The organism is Nonomuraea sp. NPDC005730, assembly GCF_040630865.1.
Classification (GTDB): Bacteria; Actinomycetota; Actinomycetes; order Streptosporangiales; family Streptosporangiaceae; genus Nonomuraea.
Genome location: NZ_JBEXYK010000023.1, coordinates 25,298 through 48,141, shown reverse-complemented (window position 1 = coordinate 48,141; position 22,844 = coordinate 25,298). Strand labels below are relative to the sequence as shown.

General features: G+C 73.6%; 17 protein-coding genes. 8 read left to right on the top strand and 9 right to left on the bottom strand.

Translation table 11 applies throughout. The features are described from left to right. Positions 1-13 precede the first annotated feature (13 nt). Positions 14-511 (top strand): MarR family winged helix-turn-helix transcriptional regulator, encoded by a 498-nt coding sequence (locus ABZ444_RS25435; RefSeq protein WP_357976992.1) that lies wholly within the window; start codon positions 14-16, stop codon positions 509-511. Here ABZ444_RS25435 and ABZ444_RS25430 read toward each other — a convergent pair. Continuing rightward, positions 486-1,715, bottom strand: coding sequence for a cytochrome P450 (locus ABZ444_RS25430; RefSeq protein ID WP_358001508.1), 1,230 nt, complete (start codon positions 1,713-1,715; stop codon positions 486-488). The genes ABZ444_RS25435 and ABZ444_RS25430 overlap by 26 nt on opposite strands. 166 nt (positions 1,716-1,881) lie before the next feature. On the opposite strand from ABZ444_RS25430, the gene ABZ444_RS25425 reads away from it, so the two are divergent. Continuing rightward, positions 1,882-3,273: a tetratricopeptide repeat protein gene (locus ABZ444_RS25425; protein WP_358001505.1), complete on the top strand. Its 1,392-nt coding sequence runs from the start codon at positions 1,882-1,884 to the stop codon at positions 3,271-3,273. Positions 3,274-3,365: 92 nt separating this feature from the next. Next, positions 3,366-4,190: a PIG-L family deacetylase gene (locus tag ABZ444_RS25420; protein WP_358001502.1), complete on the top strand. Its 825-nt coding sequence runs from the start codon at positions 3,366-3,368 to the stop codon at positions 4,188-4,190. Positions 4,191-5,123: 933 nt separating this feature from the next. On the opposite strand, the gene ABZ444_RS25415 is transcribed toward ABZ444_RS25420, so the two are convergent. Together ABZ444_RS25415 and ABZ444_RS25410 are read right to left on the bottom strand one after the other, a co-directional pair. Further along, positions 5,124-5,930, bottom strand: coding sequence for a GNAT family N-acetyltransferase (locus ABZ444_RS25415; protein ID WP_358001499.1), 807 nt, complete (start codon positions 5,928-5,930; stop codon positions 5,124-5,126). Positions 5,931-6,017: 87 nt separating this feature from the next. Beyond that, positions 6,018-6,737, bottom strand: coding sequence for a hypothetical protein (locus tag ABZ444_RS25410; RefSeq protein ID WP_358001496.1), 720 nt, complete (start codon positions 6,735-6,737; stop codon positions 6,018-6,020). Between the two features lie 282 nt (positions 6,738-7,019). On the opposite strand from ABZ444_RS25410, the gene ABZ444_RS25405 reads away from it, so the two are divergent. The 3 genes from ABZ444_RS25405 (at position 7,020) to ABZ444_RS25395 (ending at position 8,973) form a co-directional block, all read left to right on the top strand. Next, positions 7,020-7,334, top strand: a complete 315-nt coding sequence (locus ABZ444_RS25405) for a metalloregulator ArsR/SmtB family transcription factor (RefSeq protein ID WP_357977010.1) — start codon at positions 7,020-7,022, stop codon at positions 7,332-7,334. Continuing rightward, entirely contained in the window at positions 7,331-7,906 is a 576-nt protein-coding gene (locus tag ABZ444_RS25400) for an SRPBCC family protein (protein WP_358001493.1), read from the top strand. The genes ABZ444_RS25405 and ABZ444_RS25400 overlap by 4 nt, the downstream gene beginning before the upstream one ends. 134 nt (positions 7,907-8,040) lie before the next feature. Then, positions 8,041-8,973: a carbohydrate kinase gene (locus ABZ444_RS25395; RefSeq protein ID WP_358001490.1), complete on the top strand. Its 933-nt coding sequence runs from the start codon at positions 8,041-8,043 to the stop codon at positions 8,971-8,973. A 78-nt stretch (positions 8,974-9,051) separates the two neighbouring features. Here ABZ444_RS25395 and ABZ444_RS25390 read toward each other — a convergent pair whose 3' ends face one another. From ABZ444_RS25390 to ABZ444_RS25370, 5 genes are all read right to left on the bottom strand, one after another. Next, positions 9,052-11,634 carry a hypothetical protein gene (locus ABZ444_RS25390; protein WP_358001487.1) on the bottom strand — a complete coding sequence of 861 codons (2,583 nt, stop codon included), beginning with the start codon at positions 11,632-11,634 and terminating at the stop codon, positions 9,052-9,054. A 21-nt stretch (positions 11,635-11,655) separates the two neighbouring features. Continuing rightward, positions 11,656-13,212, bottom strand: a complete 1,557-nt coding sequence (locus tag ABZ444_RS25385; RefSeq protein ID WP_358001484.1) for a beta-N-acetylhexosaminidase — start codon at positions 13,210-13,212, stop codon at positions 11,656-11,658. A 61-nt stretch (positions 13,213-13,273) separates the two neighbouring features. After that, positions 13,274-17,362: a TIGR02680 family protein gene (locus tag ABZ444_RS25380; RefSeq protein ID WP_358001482.1), complete on the bottom strand. Its 4,089-nt coding sequence runs from the start codon at positions 17,360-17,362 to the stop codon at positions 13,274-13,276. Beyond that, positions 17,359-18,561 carry a TIGR02678 family protein gene (locus tag ABZ444_RS25375; RefSeq protein WP_358001480.1) on the bottom strand — a complete coding sequence of 401 codons (1,203 nt, stop codon included), beginning with the start codon at positions 18,559-18,561 and terminating at the stop codon, positions 17,359-17,361. The genes ABZ444_RS25380 and ABZ444_RS25375 overlap by 4 nt, the downstream gene beginning before the upstream one ends. Beyond that, positions 18,558-20,201, bottom strand: a complete 1,644-nt coding sequence (locus tag ABZ444_RS25370; RefSeq protein ID WP_358001477.1) for a TIGR02677 family protein — start codon at positions 20,199-20,201, stop codon at positions 18,558-18,560. The genes ABZ444_RS25375 and ABZ444_RS25370 overlap by 4 nt, the downstream gene beginning before the upstream one ends. A gap of 179 nt (positions 20,202-20,380) precedes the next feature. Between ABZ444_RS25370 and ABZ444_RS25365 the strand changes: the two genes are divergently transcribed. After that, complete coding sequence (locus tag ABZ444_RS25365) at positions 20,381-20,800, top strand: SRPBCC family protein (protein ID WP_358001474.1); 420 nt, start codon at positions 20,381-20,383, stop codon at positions 20,798-20,800. A 92-nt stretch (positions 20,801-20,892) separates the two neighbouring features. Here the strand turns inward: ABZ444_RS25365 and ABZ444_RS25360 are convergent, their stop codons facing one another. Next, entirely contained in the window at positions 20,893-21,261 is a 369-nt protein-coding gene (locus tag ABZ444_RS25360) for a hypothetical protein (RefSeq protein ID WP_358001472.1), read from the bottom strand. Between the two features lie 127 nt (positions 21,262-21,388). Here ABZ444_RS25360 and ABZ444_RS25355 point away from each other — a divergent pair, with 127 nt between their 5' ends. Beyond that, positions 21,389-22,792, top strand: coding sequence for an alpha/beta hydrolase (locus ABZ444_RS25355; protein ID WP_358001469.1), 1,404 nt, complete (start codon positions 21,389-21,391; stop codon positions 22,790-22,792). Positions 22,793-22,844: the final 52 nt, after the last annotated feature.

Genomic DNA, 22,844 nt, shown 5'->3' with positions numbered 1-22,844 from the left:
ATACTTTCGTGCCATGACGGGACACCACACGCTGCGCCAGACCGAGGAGGCCATCGGCCAGCGGCTGGGCGACCTCAACATCGACTTCGAGGCCATGTGGGCGGTGTCGAACGTCTACCGCGCCTCCTCGGCCATTCGCAACCACCTGGAGCAGACCGTCCTGCGCGACACCGGCTTGACCTGGACGGGGTTCGTGGTGATGTGGGTGGTGTGGATCTGGGGCGAGAGCGAGACCCGCCACGTCGCCGCCGAGGCGGGCATCTCCAAGGGCACGCTCACGGGCGTGGTCAAGACGTTGGAGTCCTACCGTCACCTGCGGCGCTTCCCGCACCCCACGGACGGCCGCCGGGTCATGCTGGCGCTCACCGCGACCGGCGAGCGGCTGATGCGCGAGCTGTTCCCGGAGTTCAACCGGCAGGAGGCGTTCGTGGTCAAGGAGCTCGACAGCGATCAGCGGCGCGAGCTGGCCGGCTCGCTCAAGCGCGTCATGGAGCACCTGGAGAGCATCTGACCGGCAGTTCCTTGATGCCGTTGACGAAGTTCGAGCGGATCCTGCGCACCTCGCCGGCCGGCTCGATCGACGACAGGCGCGGCAGCAGCTCCTCGAACAGCACCCGGATCTCCAGCCTGGCCAGCGCGCCGCCGAGGCAGTAGTGCGGGCCTCCCCTGCCGAACGTCAGGTGCTCGTCGGCGTCCCTGCCCACGTCGAACCGGTACGGGTCGGGGAAGACGCGCTCGTCCCTGTTGCCGGAGGCGTACCACATGACGACCTTGTCGCCGGCGGCGACGCGGCGGCCGTGCAGGGTGACGTCGCGGGTGGCGGTGCGGCGGAAGTGGTAGACGGGTGAGGCCCAGCGCAGGAACTCGTCCACGGCCCGCGGCATCAGCGCCGGGTCGGCGCGCAGCCGGTCGAGCTGGGCGGGGTGCTCCATGAGGGCCAGCATGGCGTGCGAGACGGCGTGCCTGGTGGTCTCGTTCCCGGCCACGACCAGCAGCAGGAAGTAGTTGTCGAAGTCGCGGTCCGACAGCGGCAGGCCGTCCACGGGCTCCTGGTTGACCAGCCTGCTGACCAGGTCCGTGCCGTGGCCGCCGCGGCGGCGGGCGGCCAGCTCGCGGCCGTACTCGAAGACCTCCAGGGAGGCCGGGCTGCGGAAGGGCAGGTCCTTGAACTCCTCGCTCTCGCGCAGCCGTTCCGGGTCGGTGTTCTCGATGATCTGGTTGCCCCAGTCGATGAGCCGCTGGGTGTCGGGCACGTCGAGCATGCGGGCCAGCACGTTGATCGGGAAGTCGGCGGCGACCTCCTTGACGAAGTCGAACTCGCCCTTGGGCAGGGCGGCGTCCAGGGTCGTGGCGGTCAGGCCGCGCAGGAACACCTCGTAGCCGGCCACCGCCCTGGCCGAGAAGTCGCGCAGCAGCAGCCGCCGCAGCGCGTGGTGGCGGGGGCCGTCGGTCTCCAGCAGGGAACGCCGGATCGCGGCCTGCCGCTCGTCCACCTCCTCCAGGTTGGTGAAGCCTTCCGAGGTGAACGTCTCCGGGTCGCGGCCGACGGCCACGATGTCGGCGTGCCTGGTGACCGCCCAGAAGCCCCTGCCGTGCCCGTGCTCGTCCTGCCAGTGGACGGGTGACTGCTCGCGCAGCACGTCGAACATGCGCCACGGGGTCACCCCGTCGGTGAACCTGCCGGGGTCGGCGAGGTCGACGTCCGCCAGGCGCATGGTTCTCCTTCACCGGGAAGCTTATTCGGCCACAAACATTACGTCTGACGACTTATCCGGACAAGGGTTCTCATTGGGTCGTACGGGACCGAATGAGCCTCCATGGCGGCGCTCAGGGCGCGCCGTCGCCCCGAGCCGCGGCCGGTCGCGCGGTTACAGTGACCGGGTGACCACCGACCAGCACGGCCTGGCCATGACCGGCGCGAGCGCCGCCGCCGCGCGCCACTACGACCAGGCGATCGACGAGCTGCTGCACTTCCGGGCCGAGGTCGACGCCGAGGCGGCCGCCGCGCTGGCCGACTCCCCCGGCTTCCCGATGGGCAACGTGCTGGCCGCCTACCTCGACCTGCTGACCACCGAGGCGGCCGGCGCCCGTGCCGCGCGGGCCCGGTTCGAGTCCTTCCGCCGCCGGGCCGACGAGTCGTCGCTGCTGCCGCGCGAACGCGCCCACGTCGCGGCCGTCCAGGCGCTGCTCGACGGCGACCTGACCACCTGCGGCGCGCTGCTCGCCGAGATCGCCGTCGCCCACCCGCGCGACGCGCTGGCCCTGGCCGTCGGGCACCAGCTCGACTTCTTCACCGGTGACGCCCGCTCGCTGCGCGACCGGATCGGCGGCGCGCTCACCGCCTGGCACGAGGACGACCGGCACTTCGGCCACCTGCTCGGCATGCACGCCTTCGGCCTGGAGGAGGCCGGCCACTACGACCGCTCGGAGCAGGTCGGCCTGCGCGCCGTCGAGCTGAACCCGCGCGACGTGTGGGGCATCCACGCGGTCGTGCACACCTACGAGATGCAGGGCCGCTTCGGCGAGGGCGTGCGCTACCTCGACGCCCGCCTGGACGACTGGTCCACCGGCACGTTCTTCAACGTCCACACCTGGTGGCACTACGCCCTCTACGCCCTGGAGAGCGGCGACACGCGGCGGGCGCTGGAGGTGCACGACGCGGTGCTGGCCGGCGGGCGCACGTCCATGGAGCTGCTGGACGCCGCCGCGCTGCTCTGGCGGCTCCTGCTGGAGGGCTCCGGCCAGCACGAACGCTGGCAGGCCCTGGCCGACGCGTGGCCGCCGCTGGTGGCCGAGCCGTTCTACGCCTTCAACGACGTGCACGCGGTGATGTCGTACGTGGGGGCCGGCCGGTTCGAGGAGGCGGAGCGGCTGGTGGCCTCGCGGGAGGCGTACACGCTGGAGTCCCGTCCGGGGGTCACCAACGTCGCGATGACGCTGCGGGTGGGGTTGCCGGTGTGCCGGGCCCTGGTGGCGTACGGGCGGGGCGACTTCGCGGCGGTGGTCGACCTGCTGCACCCGATCAGGCACCGGGTCAACGAGTTCGGCGGCAGCCACGCCCAGCGGGACGCCGTGCAGAAGACGCTGCTGGAGGCGGCGCTGCGGGACGGCCGGCTCGAGCTGGCGCGGGCGCTGGTGAGCGAGCGGATCAGCGTGCGGCCGGGCAGCCCGTTCAACTGGCTCAAGCAGGCGGCGGTGGCCGACGGGCTGGGCGACCGCGCGGCCGCCGCCATCGCCCGCGGGAAGGCCACGACGTTGATCGCCGGCGCCTGACCCGCCGGTCCCTCCGCCCACCCGGCCGCTCCTCCGCGGTCGCCGCGAACGCGCGGGCGGAAGTGTCGCACGCGCCGAGTAGGGTTCCCTTCATGGATCGGGAACTCACCTTGATGGTCGTCCACGCCCACCCCGACGACGAGTGCCTGAGCACCGGCGGCGTCCTCGCCCGCTACACCGACGAGGGCATCCGCACCGTGCTGGTCACCTGCACCAACGGCGAGCAGGGTGACGACACGGGCGGCGTCAAACCGGGCGAGGAGGGTCACGACGCCGCCAGGGTGGCCGAACGGCGGCTGGCCGAGCTGCGCGAGTCCGTCGCGCACCTGGGCCTCGACCACCTGGAGCTGCTCGGCTACCGCGACTCCGGCATGGACGGCTGGGACACCAACCACCACCCCGACGCGTTCGCCAACGTGCCGGTCGAGGTGGCCGCCGCCAGGCTGGGCGAGCTGATGGAGCGCTACCGCCCGCAGGTGGTCATCACCTACGACGAGACCGGCGGCGGCGGTTACGGCCACCCCGACCACGTGCAGGCCCACCGCATCACGGTGGCCGCCGTCGAGGCGACCGGCATCCCCGACAAGTTCTACTACACGGCGATCCCCCGGGCGGCGATCAAGCGCATGTTCGAGCTGATGCGCGACAGCGGCGTCGACCTGGGCGGCTTCGAGCCGTCCGACGACTTCGGCACCCCCGACGAGCTGGTCACCGCCGTCGTCGACGTCACCCCCTACGTCGAGCGCAAGCTCAAGGCCCTCAAGGCCCACGAGAGCCAGGGCGAGAACATCTTCCTCCTCCGCATGCCCGACGAGGCCCAGCACCAGGCGTTCTCCCACGAGGCCTTCGAGCGGAAGCTGAACAAGGTCAACGCCCCCGACCACGAGGAAGACCTCTTCGCCGGCCTCCGCCCCTGACCCTCCCCGGCGCCGGGCGGGGCGCCTTCGACCTCGGCCGGCCGGCCTCCCTGTGTGGTGCGGCCACTGGCGGAACGTTCCCGCGTTCGTGCCCGAGCCACCGAAGCGACCCGCCGGCGGCATCCCCTGGCAGCCGAACGCCGTGCGCATCCGAGCCACACGAGGTGACGACCACCGACACCGCCACCGTCAGGGGCCCAGGGGGAAGTCGGGGCGAGGTGAAGAGCAACCGCTGACCTCACCTTCGACCCCCCTTGAGGCCGCCCCGGAGACGGTGGAGGCCCTGGGCATCGTCGTGAACGCCTGTGAAGCGCGCGTTCCTGCGCCGCTCATCTGCTCAAGGGCAAGGGGTGGAACACGCGCGACAGAGGAAGCGTGTTGTCCCTGCCCCACCAGCGGATTGCCCAGATCCCCGCCGAGCAGCCTGTAGTGCCGTGATCGCGGGCCGCCCGGGTACCTGGCGCAGCGCGAAGTGCCGGTAGGTCACCCGCGCCCAGGAGAGAACGAGACCGTACGGCCCCTCCCACGCCCAATCCGAGCACGCCACCACAGGACCGTCGAACAAGCTCGGATTGGCCTTCACCGCGTCGTCCCCTACGCGGTCCCTGGCCGACTCCTCCTCGGAAGCACTGCACGACGCCGCCTGAGCCGGCGGCCGAGCTGCCACCGAGGTGCGCATGGCCGTCGAGCGGGGGCATGGGCCCCTGTCCATCGTGATCACCATCGGACGGCGTGGCGACTCCGCTCAGATCGCGCCCGTTCTGACGAAGGTCCAGGTCGCCCGCTGGTCTCAGGGCGTCCGCGGACCCGCCTCGGCCAGACCCGCAACCGCGCGGCCGTCAGGTATTCATCGCACTCGCGGGGACCGTGCTGTGGCCATGGGAGCGGTCCGGTCCGAGGCGGCCGTCAGCGAGGGGGACCCGGGCCCGGGGTTCAGGGGGTGATGGGGTGTTCGGTGAAGTGGCCGCAGGGGCGGAAGCCCAGGCGGCGGTAGACGGGCTCTCCGTCGGCTGACGCCTGCAGGACCGCGATGCGATGGTCTCGGTCGTGGGCCGTGCGGAGTGCCGCGAGCGTGATGGCACCGCCGTAGCCCCGTCGGCGGTGGGCGGCCAGGGTGGAGATGTTGTAGATGCCGGCGACCCCCGCGTGCTGGAACACTTCGGCGGAACAGACCGGACGGCTGTCCACGTAGCCGACCAGATACCGGGCCGGACAGTGCGCGGCCAGTGCCCACGGGGCGGCCCGGGCGAAGAAGCGGCGGACGGTGTCAGCGGGCGGGTCCCAGTTCGCGGCGAGAACCGTGGCGTAATCGGCGAGCTGTCCGGGCGTGACGACCCTCTGGATGTCCAGCCCTCGGACGGCGGGCGGTGGCAGGGTGCCGTCCAGCTCGGCCCACATCGCCGTCTCGCGTTCGGACGCCGGCAGACCGGCCGCCGTCAGGCGGGCACCGAGGTCCGGCGGTGTCGAGGCGGGCCCCACCCACCAGGAGAAACGGCGACCGGTGCGCGCCAACGTCCGAGCGGTCTCGCTGATCCGTGCCGTGGCGTCGGCGACGGTGAAGCGGGCCGCGGCGACGATGTTGAAGGTGTCGTCGTCCAGGCCGCTGTCGGCGACCAGGAGGTCACCGGTCTCCGTGACGGTCGCGCCGTCCATGCTCCGGTGCAGGTGACCGGCGTGTTCGGCCAGGTTCCGTTCCATCCTGTCCAGCAGGTCGGCTGCAACGAGCGAATGATCATTCATAGGGATCGATCCCAGCATGACCGGGTGCAGATTGCATGGATGTCGAGTCGTCCGCCGGCGGCGGACTCGACGTACGGGCCGAAGGTGCTAAAGGCCCGCGATGTCCATCGCCCGGTCGAGGTACATCTCGGTGCCTCCGGGCCAGAAGCGCTCGTAGAGGAGATACTCCAGCGGGTCCCGCCGCTCGTCCGTCAGGAACTCCCGGGCGGCGCGGGGATGGTTGGACAGGGCGGCCATGACGGCCGCCATGGGGTCCCGTTCGTCCAGGGGAATGGCGCACATCGGCCGCGAGTCCGGGCGGAGGTTGCGCCAGTACGGGGACGCGGGAGGCTGGCTGCGTTCGTAGTCGTAGACCCTGAAGGCGAGGTCGCGCAGGAACACGTCGGCGAAACAGCCATATCGCAACAATTGCCCGAGCGCGAAACCGGTTTCCGGGTCGTCGAGGTTTTCGAGCAGGCGGTGGACGTAAGGGGTCGAGATCCTGGCTGCGCCGGGCGCGCGCGAAGCGGTGCCGAGAAGCGTGCTCAGCGCCCTGGCCAGCCTGTCGAGGCTGGTGGACTGGATGGCATGCGCGCGGCGCAGACCAGCCAGAAGGCTCTTGAGCTGGCGCGGCGGCATCACGGCGGCGAACGCCACGGCGAAGTCGGGGTCGTTTCGGCGCTTTTCGAGTTCGGCCAAATCGTGGGAATCGATGGCGCCCTTCTTCCCCTCCGCTCCGCAGAACGACTGGACGAAGGAATCGTAACCACAAGAATGTCCGGACAGCGGCGTCCCACTTTTCCCGATAAAAACGAAAAATCGGGGCAACCAATCTCCTCTACACACCCCCTCTCAGGACAAATCGTTCGCCAGCGCCGCACATCACGAAGAGGTAACATTAGCGAGCCCTCGGACGGACACGAAAAAACCACACGCCCGACCGGAATCCCGGCCCCCGCAACCCCCGAGGCAGGGCCACCCCGAACAGCCCCGCCCCGCCCTCCGCCACCGCGTGCCGCGCTGGCTCCCCGTCCAGGGCGGCTCAGCGAGGGGCCACCGGAAGGGAGTGTATTCCTTGACAGGCATATACCTGAGACGGAATATGAAGGCATGTCCGTCGACGCGTTCTCCGTGCTCTCCGAGCCGACCCGGCGCCGGATCCTCGATCGGCTCCGGATGGCCGAGAGCAGTGTGAACGAGCTGGTCGAGGCGCTCGATGTCAGCCAGCCCACGGTGTCCAAGCAGCTGAAGGTGCTCAGGGAGGCCGGGTTCGTCACCTGCCGCACCGAGGCGCAGCGGCGGATCTACCGCCTCCACGCCGGCCCCTTCCAGGCGCTGGACGACTGGCTCCAGCCGTACCGGGCCCTGTGGGACACGCATCTCGACGCCCTTGAGCGCCATCTCGACAACCTGGAGCAGTCATGACCTCAGACGCGTACCGCCCGAGCCCGCCGGCCCAGGTCGGCAGCGAGGTGACGGAGGGTCGCTGGACCCTCGTCTTCGTCCGTGACCTGCGGCATCCGCCGGAGAAGGTGTGGCGGGCGCTGACCGAGCCCGGACAGCTCGCGGCGTGGGCGCCGTACACCGCCGACCGTGATCTTTCGGCGGCCGGTGGCGCGACCCTCACGATGATCGACGACGAGAAGCCTCAGGACCTGGTGGCCGAGGTCGTCCGCGTCCGCCCGCCGGCGCTGCTGGAGCACACGTTCGGCACCGACCTACTGCGGTGGGAGCTGGCGGCGACCGGCGGCGGCACCCGTCTGACGCTGCGGCACACCGTCCTGGACCGCGACCTGCTGCCCAAGGCGGCGGCCGGCTGGCACATCTGCCTCGACGTGGCCGAGCGGCTGCTCGAAGGGCGGCCGATCCCGCCGATCCGGGGTGCGGCGGCGGTCGACTTCGGCTGGCCGGAGCTGAACGACCGGTACGCCCAGGAGCTCGACGTCCCGAACACCGGCCTGCCCGGCCACCTGAAGGACGGGAACCAGACCTCCTGACGAACCGCGCAGCACACCCGGCGCCGACATGGGCAGGTAGGGCGGATGGGCTGCGATGATGAGCTCCCATCCGGAGACGTCGATGCCGCCCGGGGCGTACGGCATCGGCGGCGCGCGCCAGGAAGGCAGGCTCGATGATCGCTGTTCTGGGCGAGTGCGTCGCCGACGGCTTCACCACCGCGGCAGGTGGCGCGGGGCGGGGCGAGCTCGGGTTGCGGGTGCTGCCGGGCGGCGGGCCGGCCAACACCGCGGTGGCGCTGGCCAGGCTCGGCACGCCGGCCCGTTTCCTCGGACGCATCTCCGGCGACGTGTTCGGGGCGCTGTTCCGTGAGCGCCTGGCGTCCTCGGGCGTGGACCTGTCGGCGGCCGTCGAGGCCGCGGAGCCGAGCACGCTCTCGGTCGCCGCGCTCGACGGCGGCGGCCAGGCCGCCTACACCTTCTACGCGGGCGGCACCGCCGACTGGCAGTGGCGCCCGGACGAGCTGGCCCCGGCCCGCCTCGGACCGGCCGCCTGCCTGCACACCGGGTCGCTGGCACTGGTCAGGGAGCCGGGCCGGACGGCGGTCGAGGAGTTCGCGCGCGAGGCCGCCGCGCGGGCCACGGTCTCGGTCGACCCCAACGTGCGCCCCACTCTCGCCGCCCGCGAGGACTACCGGGTCGAGCACTGGTGCCGGTGGGCCGACCTGCTCAAGCTCAGCGAGGACGACCTGCGCTTCCTGATGCCCGGCGCGTCGGTGGAACGGGCCTGCGACACCTGGCACGCCGCCGGGGCCCGGCTCGTCGTGGTGACCCGCGGGGCGGCGGGCGCGCTGGTGTCCCTCGACGGCGAACGGGCGGAGGTACGGGCGCAGGAGGTCGACGTCGTCGACACGGTCGGCGCCGGGGACTCCTTCACCGCCGGGCTCCTGCACGACCTGGGCGCGCGCGGCCTGCTCGGCGGCCGGCTCGACGGCCTCGACCTGGACACCGCCGTGGCCGCCGCGTCGTTCGCGGCCCGGGTGTCGGCGCTGACCTGCTCGGTGGCGGGCGCGAACCCGCCCTGGGCCGACGCGCTGGCCACCCCCTGACCGGCACCCGCGCGGGACCCCGGCGAGCGGCCGGGATCCCGCCCGGGGCGGCGGGGCTCTCGTGGTCGGGGAGGCGGGTCAGGTGAGGGGGATGGTCGTGGCCGGGACGTTGTAGCCGCGTACGCGGAGCGCCGGCTGGTGGCCGCCGAGGTCGGTCGTGCGGTACGTGGCCGTGATCGTCGTGGTCTCCCCCGGCCACAGCGTGACGTAGTTGTCGGTGTAGGTCACGGGTACGACCTCGCGCCCGTCCGCGATCACCTCCGGGCGCAGGAGGAAGGCCAGGCCGGAGGGGTTGCGCAGGGTGATCGTGACGGTCTCGGTCCCGGCGGAGACGGCGCGGACGCCGGTGGCGGCCACGTCGGCGGCGGGCAGGGCGTTCAGGCCGGTGAGGTCGGCGTAGGTCTTCGGCGTGGTGCGGTACCAGTTGCTCTTGTTGCCGAGCGTGTCGGGCGCGGTGGAGTACCAGTAGACGTTGTCGCTGACCTTCGCGCCGGCGGCGTCCTTGAGCTGGAGCCTGATGAGGTACGTCCGCGACAGCCCGGTCACCGCCGGGATCGTCAGCACCTGGACGCCGGCGTTGGCCGTGGCGGTGACGGGGGCCGAGGCGGTGTACTTCTGGGCCAGGTCCGGCAGGTTGTGCACGGAGACCGTGGCCGTGAGCCCGGACCGCGTGGTGAGGGTCGAGTTGACCACGTGGACGGCCCGGGTGAGGTAGTCGTAGGCGATGTGCACGGGTTCGGTGGCCTTCTTGGTGCCGAAGTAGCCGCCGCCGGGCTTGAGGTAGTAGTCGTAGAGGTTCCAGTGGACCGACGGCCAGGCGTTGTTCAGCATCCAGAAGATCGAGCCGAACGAGCGCACGTGCTGCCTGGCGCTCCACGCCTCGAAGAAGGCGCGGGCGTTCTCGTAGTTCTGCGCCTCGGACTTGCGGGACTGGTCGGCGGCGGAGGCGGGCGTGCCGTAGCGCTTGGCCAGGCCGGTGCTGTAGGGGGCGATGGTGTCGAACACGCTGCCCGGCTTGCCGGCGTGGTAGTTGTACGCCGTGCCGATGGGCCAGACGTCGGCGGGCGCCAGGAAGCGTTGCAGCGTCTCCAGGGGCGGCGGCGACTCGGTGCCCTCCTCCCCCGTGCTGCCGTACGCGCCGCCGCTCCTGCTCTCGTCCCACCACAGCACCGGGGGCTCCCACACGTACGGGCCGTCCATCTTCATGCCGGCGTCGGCGTCGGACCAGGTGGCGACGTTGTCCAGGGTGGGGTTCTGCCAGTGCAGGGCGGCGGCCACGCTCTTGTAGGCGGCCAGGTGCGCGGCCGTCGGCGGCTGGTCGCTGCCGTAGGTCCACAGGAACACCGAGGCGTGGTGGCGCAGTGAGCGGAGCTGGCTGTCCAGGGACGCGCGGGCGACCTGTTCCTGCTCGGCGGTCCAGGCGCTGTCGTCCTCCCAGGCGCTGCAGCAGACGAAGCCCGGCATCACCAGGATGCCCGCCTTGTCGGCCATGTCGTACAGCTCCTCGTTGCCGAGGGTGCCCTCCAGCCTGATGGTGTTCAGGCCCATGTCCTTGGCGTAGGCGATGTGGGCGGCGTTCGTCCTGGTGTCCCAGCGCTGCATCAGGTCCCACACGTACCCGCCGCCGCGCAGCAGGATCGGCCGGCCGTTGATCTTGTATCCGGCGAACGAGGTGCCGTTGACGGTGGTGCGGTAGTCGGTGACCTGGCGGATGCCGAAGTCGATGGTCTTGCTGTCGGAGGCGCCCGCGCCGACCGTCAGGCGGTACAGCTCGGGGCTGCCGAACTGGTACGGCCACCACAGCACCGGATCGCTCACGTGCAGGGGCGCGAAGGCGACCTCCTTGCGCTCGCGGGCGGCCAGCGTGACGGTCTGGGAGAAGGTGAGGTCGGGCCGGCCCGCCTTGGTGATCGTGCCGCTGACCGTGGTGGTGACGGGGGCGTTCGTCGCGTTGACGGCGTCCACGTAGACGCTCAGGTCGGCGGCGGCGCCGGACAGGGTGGTCCGCACGTACGGGTCGCGCAGGGCCACCGGGCCCGTGGTGTCCAGCAGGGTCGTGTTCCAGATGCCCGCGTTCATGTCGGGGGCCTCGGGGTTCCAGTCGACGGTGCAGGTGGACAGGTCCTTGCAGTCGTGGCGCGGCGGGGTGACCCGGACGGCCAGCGCGTTGACCGCGCCGGGCCGGATCGCGGCGGTGGCGTCGTACTCGTGGCCGACGAACGTGCCCACGGCCGCGGCGTCGAGCTGCACGCCGTTCAGCCAGATCTGGGCGCGGTAGCTGAGGCCCTTGAAGCGCAGCCAGTACACCTGGCCGGGGGCCGTGGCCGGGGCGGTGAACTCGCCGCGGAACCACCAGTCCTGGGTGGTCAGGTCGGGCACGTTCTTGAGGTTCTGGCCGAAGTAGACGTCCTGGTACACGCCGTTCGCGACCAGCCCGGCCAGGACGGTCGAGGGCAGGGTGACCGGGTTCCAGCCGGTGGTGGCGTACCCGGGCGTGGAGATCGCCGCGCCGGTGTCGGCGAGGCCGGTGGCCGGGCGCAGCGCCCAGCCCGAGGCCAGCTCGGTCGAACCGGCCGCCGCGACGGCGCTGCCGGCGCTCACCACCCCCGAGGCGAGCAGCAGGACGAGCACGGCCAGGACGCATCTGATCGATCGGGACATGCGCAGCTCCTGAGGGGGCTCCTACGAACCGGAGGGCCAGGCGATCTGGGTGGAGCGGTAGTAGGCGATCCCCATGACGCGCCAGCGCGGGCCCTGCGCGCCCAGCCGCTGCCGGAACGCCGTCCAGTCGTGCGTGGCGGAAGGGGACCAGCCCAGTTCGGCGAGCGCGGGCAGGCGGGGGAAGGCCATGTACTCGAGGTCGGCCGACGTCCTGAGCGTCTCGGTCCACAGCGGCGCCTCGATGCCGAGCACCTGCTCGGGCGGGAGCCTTCTGAGGTAGGCCCCGGGATCCCAGCCGTAGGCGTCCTTGACCTCGATGGTGCCCGCCCAGGTCTGGCCGAGCGGGGTGCGTCGGTTGTACTTCATGTCCAGGTACGCACGGCTCGCCGGGGACATGACGACCTTCCGGCCCGCCGTCGAGACCGCCGTCTCCGTGGGGTCGCTGCCCCAGTACTGGACGACCGTGGCGGGCAGCGGGGTGGCGTTGACGACGTCGTGCCAGCCGATCACCGTCTTGCCGTGGGCGGCCACGATGCCCTGCGCCCGGTCGACGAACGCCCGGTAGTCGGCCGGCGTCGTGGAGGACGCCTCGTCCCCGCCGATGTGCAGGTACGGGCCGGGGGTGAGCGCGGCCAGCTCGCCGATCACCTGGTCGACGAAGGTGTAGGTGATCTCCTTGGACGTGCACAGGGAGCTGAACCCGACGTCCGTGCCGGTGTAGCGCGGCGGGGCGACGCCGTCGCAGGTGAGCTCGCCGTAGGAGGCGAGGGCGGCGTTGGTGTGCCCCGGCATGTCGATTTCCGGAACTACGGTGATATTTCGCGCGGCGGCGTAGGCGACGATCTCCTGGTACTGGGCCTTGGTGTAGAAGCCGCCGGGATCGCCGCCGACCGCCGTGCCGCCGCCGTAGGAGGCCAGCCGGGGCCAGGAGTCGATCGCGATGCGCCAGCCCTGGTCGTCGGACAGGTGCAGGTGCAGGCGATTGATCTTGTAGAGCGCGATCTGGTCGAGGTACCGCTCGACCGCGTCCACCGGGAAGAAGTGCCTGGCCACGTCGAGCATCGCGCCCCGGTAGGGGTAGCGCGGCCGGTCCACGACCCGCCCGCCCGGCACCGGCCAGGGGCCCGGCTGCACCGTGCCGGCCTCGGCCGCGTACGGGAGCAGCTGCCGGAGCGTCTGCACGCCGTTGAACAGCCCGGCGGCCCCGTTGGCCAGCACGACGATCCCGGTGGCGGTCACGTCGAGCTGGTACGCCTCCGCCCCGCCGGCGACCGTGCCCAGCCGCAGCGCGATCCCGTCCGCCGGCGGGGCCGTCACGACCGGGACCGGGTAGCCGGTCGAGCGGCGCAACCGCTGCGCGAGCTGCTCGCCCACCTCGGGCGCGTCGGAGTACAGGGCCGTCGCGGCGGTGATCCGGTACGTCACCCCCGCCGCCGGGACCGCGCTCACCGGAGCGGGCACGATCGCGCCGAAGGCGACGGCGGCCGCCGCCGTGGCGCTCGGTGCGACGGGCACGGATGCGGAAACCGACATGGCGAGCAGGGTCGTCAGCACGACCGCAGCGGTGCGGATCTTCATGACCGCCTCCCGAGGGTTGCCCCCACCATACGGACGCGATCGCTGGTGGTAAAGAACCTTTCTAATCAAGGGTCTCGGTGGCGACGGTCCGGTAGCCGTTCCACACGAAGCGGGCCGTGGTCACCGCGTCGTCGCCGTCGCCGGTGATGAGCTGGTGGATGGCGATGCCGTCCAGCTCGCGGTATTCGCACCACTCGTGGTCGGAGGTGAGCACGAGGTCGAGCCCGAGGTTCACCAGCAGGTCGAAGACCTGGCCGCGGTTGGCCCGGTCGACGCCCACGAACACCTCGTCCAGCAGGATGAACCGGGGGCAGCCGGGGTCGGTGCGGTAGTGGGCGGCCACGGCGGCGAACAGCGGCAGGTGCAGGGCGATGGCCTTCTCGCCGCCGGACAGGGCACCGTGCAGCTTCCTGGTCAGGTCCTGCCAGCCCTGGCCGTCGCCGCGGTCGAGGCGGACCACGAACCGGTGCCAGGACGTGTAGTCGAGCACCCTCATGAGCTGGTCCTCCCAGCCCGCCGAGGAGTTGTCGGCGCGCGCCTCCTCGACGCGGTCACGGAAGAAGGCGTACAGGGCCTCGCGGTCGGCCTCGCCCAGCCCGGCCGGGTCGCGCAGCAGCAGCTCGCGGGCCGCGCGGGTGGCCGGGGACTGGCTGGGATCGACCTGCCACACCAGCCGCACCGCGACCCCCGAGGCCGTGCGGACGCGTTCGAGCCGCTGGTTCATGCCCTCGACCAGCGCGGCGGCCTGGCGGATGCGGTCGGCCAGGTGCCGCCGCGTGTCACCGGCGAGCGTGCGGTCGAACAGGTCGCGCTCGGCCTCGGTGATGTCGCCGCGCCGCTCGTCGCGCTCGCCGCGCAGCGCCCTGCCCAGCGCCGCCGCGCCCGCCCGCACGCCGCCGGCGATGGCGGTCAGCACCTGGACGTCGTCGTCGGGGGCCAGCTCCAGCTCGGCCCGGCCGGCCAGGACCTCCCTGGCGTGGTGGAAGGCGTCCCGCAGGCGGGCCTCGGCCTCCCTGACGCTCCGCTGCTCGTGCGGCACCGCCGCGAGCCGTCCGGCCACGTCCCCGGCCGCCTCCAGCACCGCCCGCACCCCGGCGTCGGGGGCGAGCCCGGCCGGCACGCCGGCGTCGGCGGCCAGGTGGCCGGCCAGCAGGCGGCGCAGGCGTTCGCAGACCGCCTCGCGGACGCGCCGCGCCTCGGCATGCTTCTCCTCGGCCCGGCCCAGCTCGCCCCCGAGCCGTCCGAGGCGGGCGTTGAGCCGGGCCGTGTCGTCGTGGATGGTCCGGATCAGGCGGCGGCAGCCCTGGTGTGCGGTCTGGGCGTCCTGGAGCCGGCCGAGCAGGTCGGAATCCTCGCCGCCGGCCACGGGCTCGACGGCGGCCAGTTTCTCGGCCAGCACGACGGCCGCGTCGGCCGCCTCCTCGGCCCGTTCCATCGCGCGTACGGCCAGGTCCTGGTACTCGCGGGCGGTCTCGGCCGCCTGGCCGGCGCGGTCCCTGGCCGCGCGGGCGTCGCCGCGCCGGTCGTGCCAGACGGCGCCGGTGGTCTCGGCGGCGCGCAGGGCGGCCTCCAGCCGGTCGAGCGCGGGCCGGGCGGCGGGCAGGGCGTGCCGGGCGGCCAGCTCGGTGAGCCGGCGCAGCGACCTGCCCACCTCCTTCTCGCGCTCGTGCAGGCGCTGCTCGTGCGCGCGGAGCTGGTCCTCCAGCAGGGCGACCTTGCCCACGGCTGCGTCCAGGGCCCGCGCGGCCCCGTCGTACGGCCTCCTGTCGGGCCGCCGCCGCAGCTCGGCCGCGAGCGTGTCGCGGTCGCCGGCCAGCACCCTGAACAGGTGGTCGCACTCGGCGATCGTGCCGGCCAGGTCGGAGAGCCGGTCGTCCAGCTCGGCGACGCGGCGGCGCAGGGCGCGCTCGCGGGCGGCGTCGCCGATGTAGGAGGGCTCCGGCTTGACCCAGCGCCCGGCGGCCGGGCCGAGCCGCCAGGTGCCGTCGGCGCCGACGGCCGCCGGATGGTCGAGGCCGAGCGCCGTGGGGGCGAAGGCGACGCCCGCGAGCACCCGCTCGGCCGAGACGGGCGCGCCCGGCTGGGCGGACAGCACGGCGGCCAGGCTGTGGCCGGGCGCGGGCCGGGCCAGGGCGGAGGCGGCGAAGGCGTCGTGCTCGCCGGGGTCCATGCCGCCGTCGGGCAGCAGCCACAGGTCGAGCAGGCCCGAGGCTTCGAGCGCCGCCTCGACGCCCGCCTGGGTGACCGGGTCGACGCCCGAGCGGAACGCGAGCGCCCGCCACAGCGGCATGCCGGGCCGTCCGGACCGGGAGGCGGGGCGGGCGTGCGAGGGGGGCGGTTCCAGGGCGGTCCGGTCGGCCAGGCGTTCGCGTTCGCGGGCCAGTTCGGCGCGTTCGGCGTGCAGCCGGTCACGCAGGCCGGTCAGGTGGTGCTCGCGGGCGGCCAGCCGGACCGCGGCCGCCGTGCGCGCCGCGCCGACCCGCTCGTCGGCCTGGTCGGACCGGTCGGCGAGGCCCGCCAGCTCCTCGGGGTCGAGCCGGAGGTGGACGCAGCCGCGGGCCCACTCCTCCAGGGCGGCGGCCAGGTCGTGGGCGCGCTCGTCGCGGGTCGTGCCGGCCTGGTCGTGGGCGGCGGTCGCGGCCACCAGGTCGTCGCGGACGCGGTCGCGGTCGTGCTCGGCGGTGGTGCGGCGGCCGATCGCCTCCTCGTGCTCGACGGCCGCCGCCGCGACCTCGCGGATCTGGCCGGCGCGGCTGGTGACGGCGGCGCGCAGCAGCTCGCGGGCGCGGCGCACGGACTCCTCGCCGTCGTCGCCCCGCTCCCCCTCGCCGGGCGCTCCGGGCTGCGTGCCCGGCGAGGGGGAGCAGGGCTCGGGGACCGGGCGTTCGCACTCCAGGTGGACCGAGAGCAGCCCGGCGCGTTCGGCGGCGCGGCGGGCCTCGGCGCGGGCGCGGTCGGCCAGGCCGGTGGCGGCGCGGGCGACGGCCGCCGCGCGCAGCGACAGCTCCTGCCTGGCCGACGCGCTGCGGGCCGCCGCCCCGGCCTGGTCGCGCAGCCGGGCCGCCGACTCGTGCGCCTCGCCCGCCTGCGTGCGCAGCCGGTGCAGGTCACGGCCGGACCGGTACGCCTCGCTCTCCTTCAGCCCGTCGATCTGCGCGGCCAGGGCCAGCTCCTGCGCCTCCTCCTCCGACAGCCGGACGGCCGCGGCGGCCAGCTCGCCGTCGGCCTGCTTGAGCGCCTCCCGTCCGGCCTTGACCTCGGCGGCGAGGGCGTCGACGGCCTGTCCGGCGGACAGGGCCGCGGCGGCGGCCGCGCGCAGCACCTTCTGGGCGTAGCCGCGCTGGACGTCGGCGAGCCGGTCGGCCTCCTGCACGTCGCGGTCGAGCAGGCGCAGCTCCTCGCGCTGCCGGTCGAGCCGCTCGAACCCGTCGGCGATCTCGTGGATCTCGCCCTCGCCGAGCGGCGGCAGGGCGCTGGACAGCAGGTCGGACAGCAGGCCGGGGTCGAGGCGTTCGGACAGTTTGGGGGTGCGGAGCTGGCGCAGCGCGGTGAGCAGGCAGTCGTAGCGCTGCTCGTTGAGCGCGGTGTAGAGGGTGCGGCGCACGACGGCGCGGTAGGCGTCGGCGGACTCGTGGACCGTCCCGGCCTCGCCCAGCTCGTCGGCGAGCTGGGCCCTGGTCAGCGGCTGGCCGCCGTCGCCGGTGAGCCGGACGCCGCCGGGCAGGCCGACGCGGGAGCCGCTGGTGAAGTAGGCGGCGGTGACGTTCTTGGTGTGGGCGGTGGCCTGGAGGCGGGCGCCGCAGGTGAACCAGCGGCCGTCGGCGTGCTGGAACTCCAGCCAGACGTAGCCGACGCGGGTGACGCCGCTCGCGCCCTCGCCCATGAGGTTCCAGTGCATGGTCCGCTCGGTGCCGCCGAACGTGGACAGCCTGCTGGGTTTGAGGCTGGCGTCCAGCACGTACGGCAGCAGCAGTTCGAGCACCTTGGACTTGCCGCTGCCGTTGGGCCCGCGCAGCAGCAGCCTGCCCCGGTGGAACTCGAACACCTCGTCGTGGTAGCGCCACACGTTGAGGATCCCGGCGCGTACGGGGATCCAGCGCCGGTCCATGCCCGGGGCGGTGCGGGCGGGCGTGAGCTCGGTGACGGTCATGCGTCCTCCGTGTCGGCCGGGCCGCGATCGACCCGGTAGCGGGCTCCGGCGGGCAGGGCGGCCACCCGGTCGCCGGTACGGCGGGCCAGCCCGAACATGGCCAGCACCGCCAGCGCGTCGGCCGCGAGGCGAGGCGCTCCGCCGTCCGACTGGTAGGCCCTGGCCCACTGGGGAAAGCGCCGCAGCAGCTCGGCGGCCTCCTCGTCGAGGCGTCCTGCGGGCAGCGGACCGGCGGTGACCAGCAGGTCGAGCAGGAGCAGGGCGGCGACCTTGGCGTGGCCGCCGTCGTCGGGGAACCTGGTGTCGGTGGCGGTGGCCTCGGTGTCGACGAGCAGGAGACCCTCGGCGCGTTCCTCCAGCACGAACCCGGCCTCCTCGGCGGCCCTGCGGATCATCCCGCGGCCGGTGAGCGAGGCGGCGTAGGCGGCCTGGGCGGGGGTCAGCTCGTCGCGGTAGACGACGGGCTCGTCGAGCAGGCGGCGGATGACGGAGTGGCGGGCCCACAGGGCGCGCTGGGTCTCCGTGGGTTCGTCGCCGCCGTAACGGGCCTCGACGGTGAGCGCTGCGGTGAGCGCTGCGGGGGTGCCGGCCGCGCCGGGCAGGCGGGAGGGCGGGACGGGGGCGGCCAGCAGCCTGATCACGCGGGTGGTGTCCACGCGGTAGAGCACCTTGGCCTCCTCGTCGTCGAGGTAGGCGTCGGTCGTGCCGTCGGTGGCGGTGATCGCGCCGTGCCGTTCGAGCAGCTTGAGCGCGTCGACGAAGGCGGCCCGCTCGTCGGCGCCGACCGGGTCGAACGGCGGCACGCCGGCCTCGACCGCCGCCGCCCGCGCCACCCGCCCGGCCAGCATGCCGATCGTGGTGACCGGCGCGGCGAGCAGTTCGGCCGCGCACAGGCACAGCAGCGTGTAGCGGCGGCGGTCGAACGGCGGGCCGCCGGCGCGGCGGCGGGCCGGGCGGGTGGCCGTCGGCCGCGACCCGACCTTGACCAGGCGGGCGTAACCCTCGCGGGGCTCCACGACCAGCCGCCAGCCGCAGAAGTAGTCGAACCACCGGGTCAGCGGCTCCCGCCGCTTCCTGATCACGGCGAAGGCGGCGGGCTCGTCGTCCGCCGTCAGGAAGGGCCGGGCGAGGAGGGTCCTGATCGCGCGGGCGATCTCCTCCTTCTCCGCCCTGACGAGCTGGTTGGCCAGGCTGCTCATGCCCCTTCGGCCCTCCCGTGGTCGCGGGCGCCCGGGGAGCGCACGTCGAGCAGGTAGTCGGGGCCGCGGAACCAGCCCTCGGACGTGCGCAGCACCGCGACCGCGCCGTCACCGGGGGCCCGCAGCACGACCTCGACCCGGCCGTCGGAGGTGACGGCCCGGCGCAGGCCGGTGGCGTCGGGACGGGCGGCCAGGGCCCGGCCCAGCAGGTCGAGCAGCCGGCCGAGGGTGTCGTGGTCGAGCGCGCCGAGCTGGGAGAGGCGGACCGAGCCGGTGGTGGCCAGCGCCTGCCAGGCGGCCTCCAGCCCGGCATGCTCCTTCTCGGCGCGGGCGCGGCGCTCGGCGCGCAACGCGGCCACGTCGCGCACCCGCCCGGTACGGCCCATGCGCTCGGTCCTGCCCCGCGAGCGCAGCAGCGCCGAGACCGCCACCGGCCCGGCCTCCGCCCAGGGCGTCCCGGCCGGGACGAGTTCGGCGTCGGCGTGCCCGAGGTGGGCGTGCCGGGCGGGGCCGAGGCCGAAGGCGGCGTCCCAGAGCCGGTGGGCGTCGTCCTCGCCCGGCGCGGTGGCGAACCAGCGGGCCAGCGCGCGGAAGTCGGCGGCGGCGCTGGAGGCGGGGCGGCGGGCGGCGGTGACGCGGTCGAGCAGCCCGAGCAGGGTGACGATGGCCTCGCCGGCGACCTCGTGCAGCCGCCGCAACCGGGGCCCGGCACCGCCGCTCTCGGTACCTTCGCCCCCGGTGCCGCCCCCGGTGCCGCCGTCGAGGTCGCCGTCGAGGTCGCCGTCGAGGTCGCCGTCGAGGTCGGGGTCGAACCACTGGCGCAGCTCGGCCCAGGCGGCGGCGCGGGCGGCCAGCCACGGCGTGGCCAGGTCGGTTCCGGGGATCCGGGGCAGGTCGGCGCCGGCCAGGGCGCGGGTGTGCAGGACGCCGACGCCCCGCCCGGCCACGCCGCGCAGCGCCCGCGCCGCCGTCTCGCCGCGCTGCTCCAGCCCGGTCACGAACTCCTGGAGGTAGGCCACCGTGGCCGCCTCGGGCTCGTGGAACGTGCCAACGCCGGCGCCGTCGGCGCGCAGCAGCCGCCGCAGCTCGCCGTTGAGCCGCACGGTGTCGCGGCGCAGCCCGTCGAGGTGGCACTCCAGCTCCCGCAGGCAGGTGAACACCCGCCGGTCGCGGCCGGGGTCGGGGTCGGCCAGCAGCGCCTCCAGCTCCTCCAGCCGGTCGGCGAGGGCGTCGAGCACGGCGGTGTGGAACGCGCCCCCCGAGGCCGGTGTCGCCGAGGCCAGCGTCGCCGACGCCTGCCGCAGCCCGGCGTGGGCGGCCTCGCCCTCGGCGGTCAGGGCGTAGCGCAGGTTCCTGCGTTCGTACTCCTCGGCGGTCGCGAAGCCGGCGGCGTGGTCGAAGACGACCTCGACCAGTCTCCAGCCGGCGAGCTGCCGCAGCGCGCCGGTGAGGTCGTGGTCGCTGACGGGGGCGTACCAGCCGCGGGCGCGCAGCCGGTCGCGGACCTCGTCGGCGGTCAGCGCGGGCTCCAGGCGCTCGGCGGCGGCGCCGAGGACGTCGAGGAGGGCGGTGTGCAGATCCGCCCGCTCAGTGGTGGCGAACCGGAACATCTCCGGCGGCACTCGTGGCAGCTCCGCCATCGCGCCGTTCTCCCCTCTCGCCGCGGTTTCACCGGAGCCACCGTAGCTGGAGAGACGGGCCCCGCGGGGGCCGGTTTGCGAGCAGCTGCCACGGGTATGGTCGCCGCGTTCGGCTGCCGGTGGCAGGCGGCGCGGTCCGCGCCCGGTACGGCGGCATTCGGGGAAGACGGGGGCCTGTGATGGCGGAGATCGAGGCGACGCGCGGGATGCCGGCCGACAGCATGATCGTGTTCGGGGTGGCGTCCGACGTCGAGCTGATGGACCGGTGGCTGCCGCAGGGGTTGTGGGTCGGCGACGGCGGAGCGGGCACCGTCGAGGCGGGCGGCGAGCTGGTGCCCGGCAGCGGGCGGCACGAGGGGCTGTTCCGCGCCCGGGAGGAGCAGCTCCGGGTGGAGTGGGGCGGCCGCGACCACCCCGACTACGCGGGCTGGCTGCAGGTGTCCGACTCGGCGGCCGGTACCAGCGAGGTGACCGTCCACCTGTCGCTGCTCGACGAGCCGGCCGCCGGCGCCAGGGCCGACGAGGTGCGCGAGCTGCTCGACCGCTCCCTCGACCGGCTGGCCGACGAGGTCACCCGCCGCGTCTCCGAGGGCGGCTGAACGGCGGCTTCCCCTCGGCGCGTCCGGACGGCGGCTTTTGCGAGGGCGGCTGACTCCGGCGGGCGGGCGGGGGCGGGCCCGCCCTCCGGGGTTCAGGCGTCCTCGCGGTCCGGGTTCTCCAGCCGGAAGAAGTTGCTCTGCTTGCCGTCCTTCTTGTGCTCCTGGTAGATGAAGTTCAGCTTCCGCTGGTCGAAGGTCTCGAACCACTCCTCCCAGGTGATCTCCGCCAGGTCTTTCCCGCCGTAGCCGGGGAAGTCGAAGCGGAGCACGCCCGCCCTGCCCTGGTGCTCGGTGCCGGGCACGGTCGCGGGCTTGGCGCCGCGTTCCTGCGCCCATTCCTGGATCACGTCGTGGTCGGTGGTGATGAGACTGCGGCCGGGCCGCTCCTCGTGCTCGCCGGTCGAGGTGACGTGCTGCTCGTACTTGTGCTCGCCCTCGACGGGACGGTTCTGCTGCGACATGGCGGCCTGTTCCCCCTGGTAGTCGTGCGGATGACCTGCTCGATACCCAGCTCGGCGCGCTTCTTGCAAACGATCTGTGCCACCACGCTTAAAGGGGCTCGCAAGGTATCCCCTTCAACTTTTGATTATGCGACGTTTAATCACGATTCTCTCGCCCGTACTCGCAGGTCTGATCGCCGCGGCCGGCCTGTCCGGCGCCGCGGACGCGGCCACGAACGGCGGGCTCAACGCCTTCTACGGTCAGCGCCTGGCCTGGTCGGGGTGCGGCAGCGGGTTCCAGTGCGCGAAATTGGCGGTCCCCCTCGACTATGCGAAGCCCGGCGGCCGGCGGATCAGGATCGCCATGGTCCGGCTGCCCGCGACCGGCCGGAGGATCGGCTCGATCGTGCTGAACTTCGGCGGTCCCGGCGGCGCCGGCGCGACCATCTTGAAGGCCGACAAGACCGTCATGTCGGCCGCCGTCCGGCAGCACTTCGACGTGGTCAGCTTCGACCCGCGCGGCGTGGGCGCCTCCGCCCCCGTACGCTGCCTGTCCCCCCTCGGCCTGGACGCCTACTTCGCCGCCGACCCCACCCCCGACAACGCGGCCGAGGTCAAGCGGGCCAAGGCGTGGATGAAGATCTTCGCCCAGGGCTGCGCGACCAACTCCGGCAAGCAGCTGCTCGCGCACGTCGGCACCGGCGAGGTCGCCCGCGACCTGGACGTGATGCGGGCCGCCCTGGGCGACGCCCGCCTGACCTACTTCGGCTTCTCCTACGGCACCTACCTGGGCGCCCGCTACGCCGACCTGTTCCCCACCCGGATCCGCGCCATGGTGCTCGACGGCGCCGAGGACCCCGGCCAGACGCTCGCCGAGTTCGGCGCGGCGCAGGAGCGGGGGTTCCGGCTGGCGCGCGAGTCGTTCCTGCGCGACTGCTTCCGGGCCAGGGACTGCCCGTTCCCCCGGCACACCGTCGCCGCCGCGACCAGGCGGCTGGAGGCGCTCTACAAGCGGGCCGACCGGGCGCCGTTGCGCAACGACGGCGACAGCAGGCAGGTCAACGAGGCCATCCTGCGCTCGGGCGTCAACCAGGCCATGTACGCCAGGGACAGCTGGCCCTACCTGCGCCAGGCACTCGCCCTCGCCTTCAAGGGCGACGGCACGGCCATGCTCGCCCTGGCCGACGTCAACCACGGACGCCGTCCCGACGGCAGCTACGACAACAGCAGCGAGGCGCTGACGGCCGTCAACTGCCTGGACCATCCCGAGCAGCGCTGCGCGTACTGGCCGGTCAAGGGCAGGAGGTTCACCAGGAAGGTGCGCGCCCACGGGTCGCCGCCGATCGTGGTGGTGGGCACGACACGTGACCCGGCCACGCCGTACGAGCTGGCCAGGCGGCTGGCCGGGCAGCTGGAGCACGGCGTGCTGCTGACCCACGACGGCGACGGGCACACGGCGTACAAGGGGAGCTCGTCCTGCCTGGACCGGCAGATCGACCGGTACGTGATCACGGCTCGCGCGCCGCGCCCGGGAGCCTGCGCGAAGGTCTGACGGCGGGGCCCGGTCCCCCACCCGCTCATGGGCGGGTGAGGGACTGGTGACG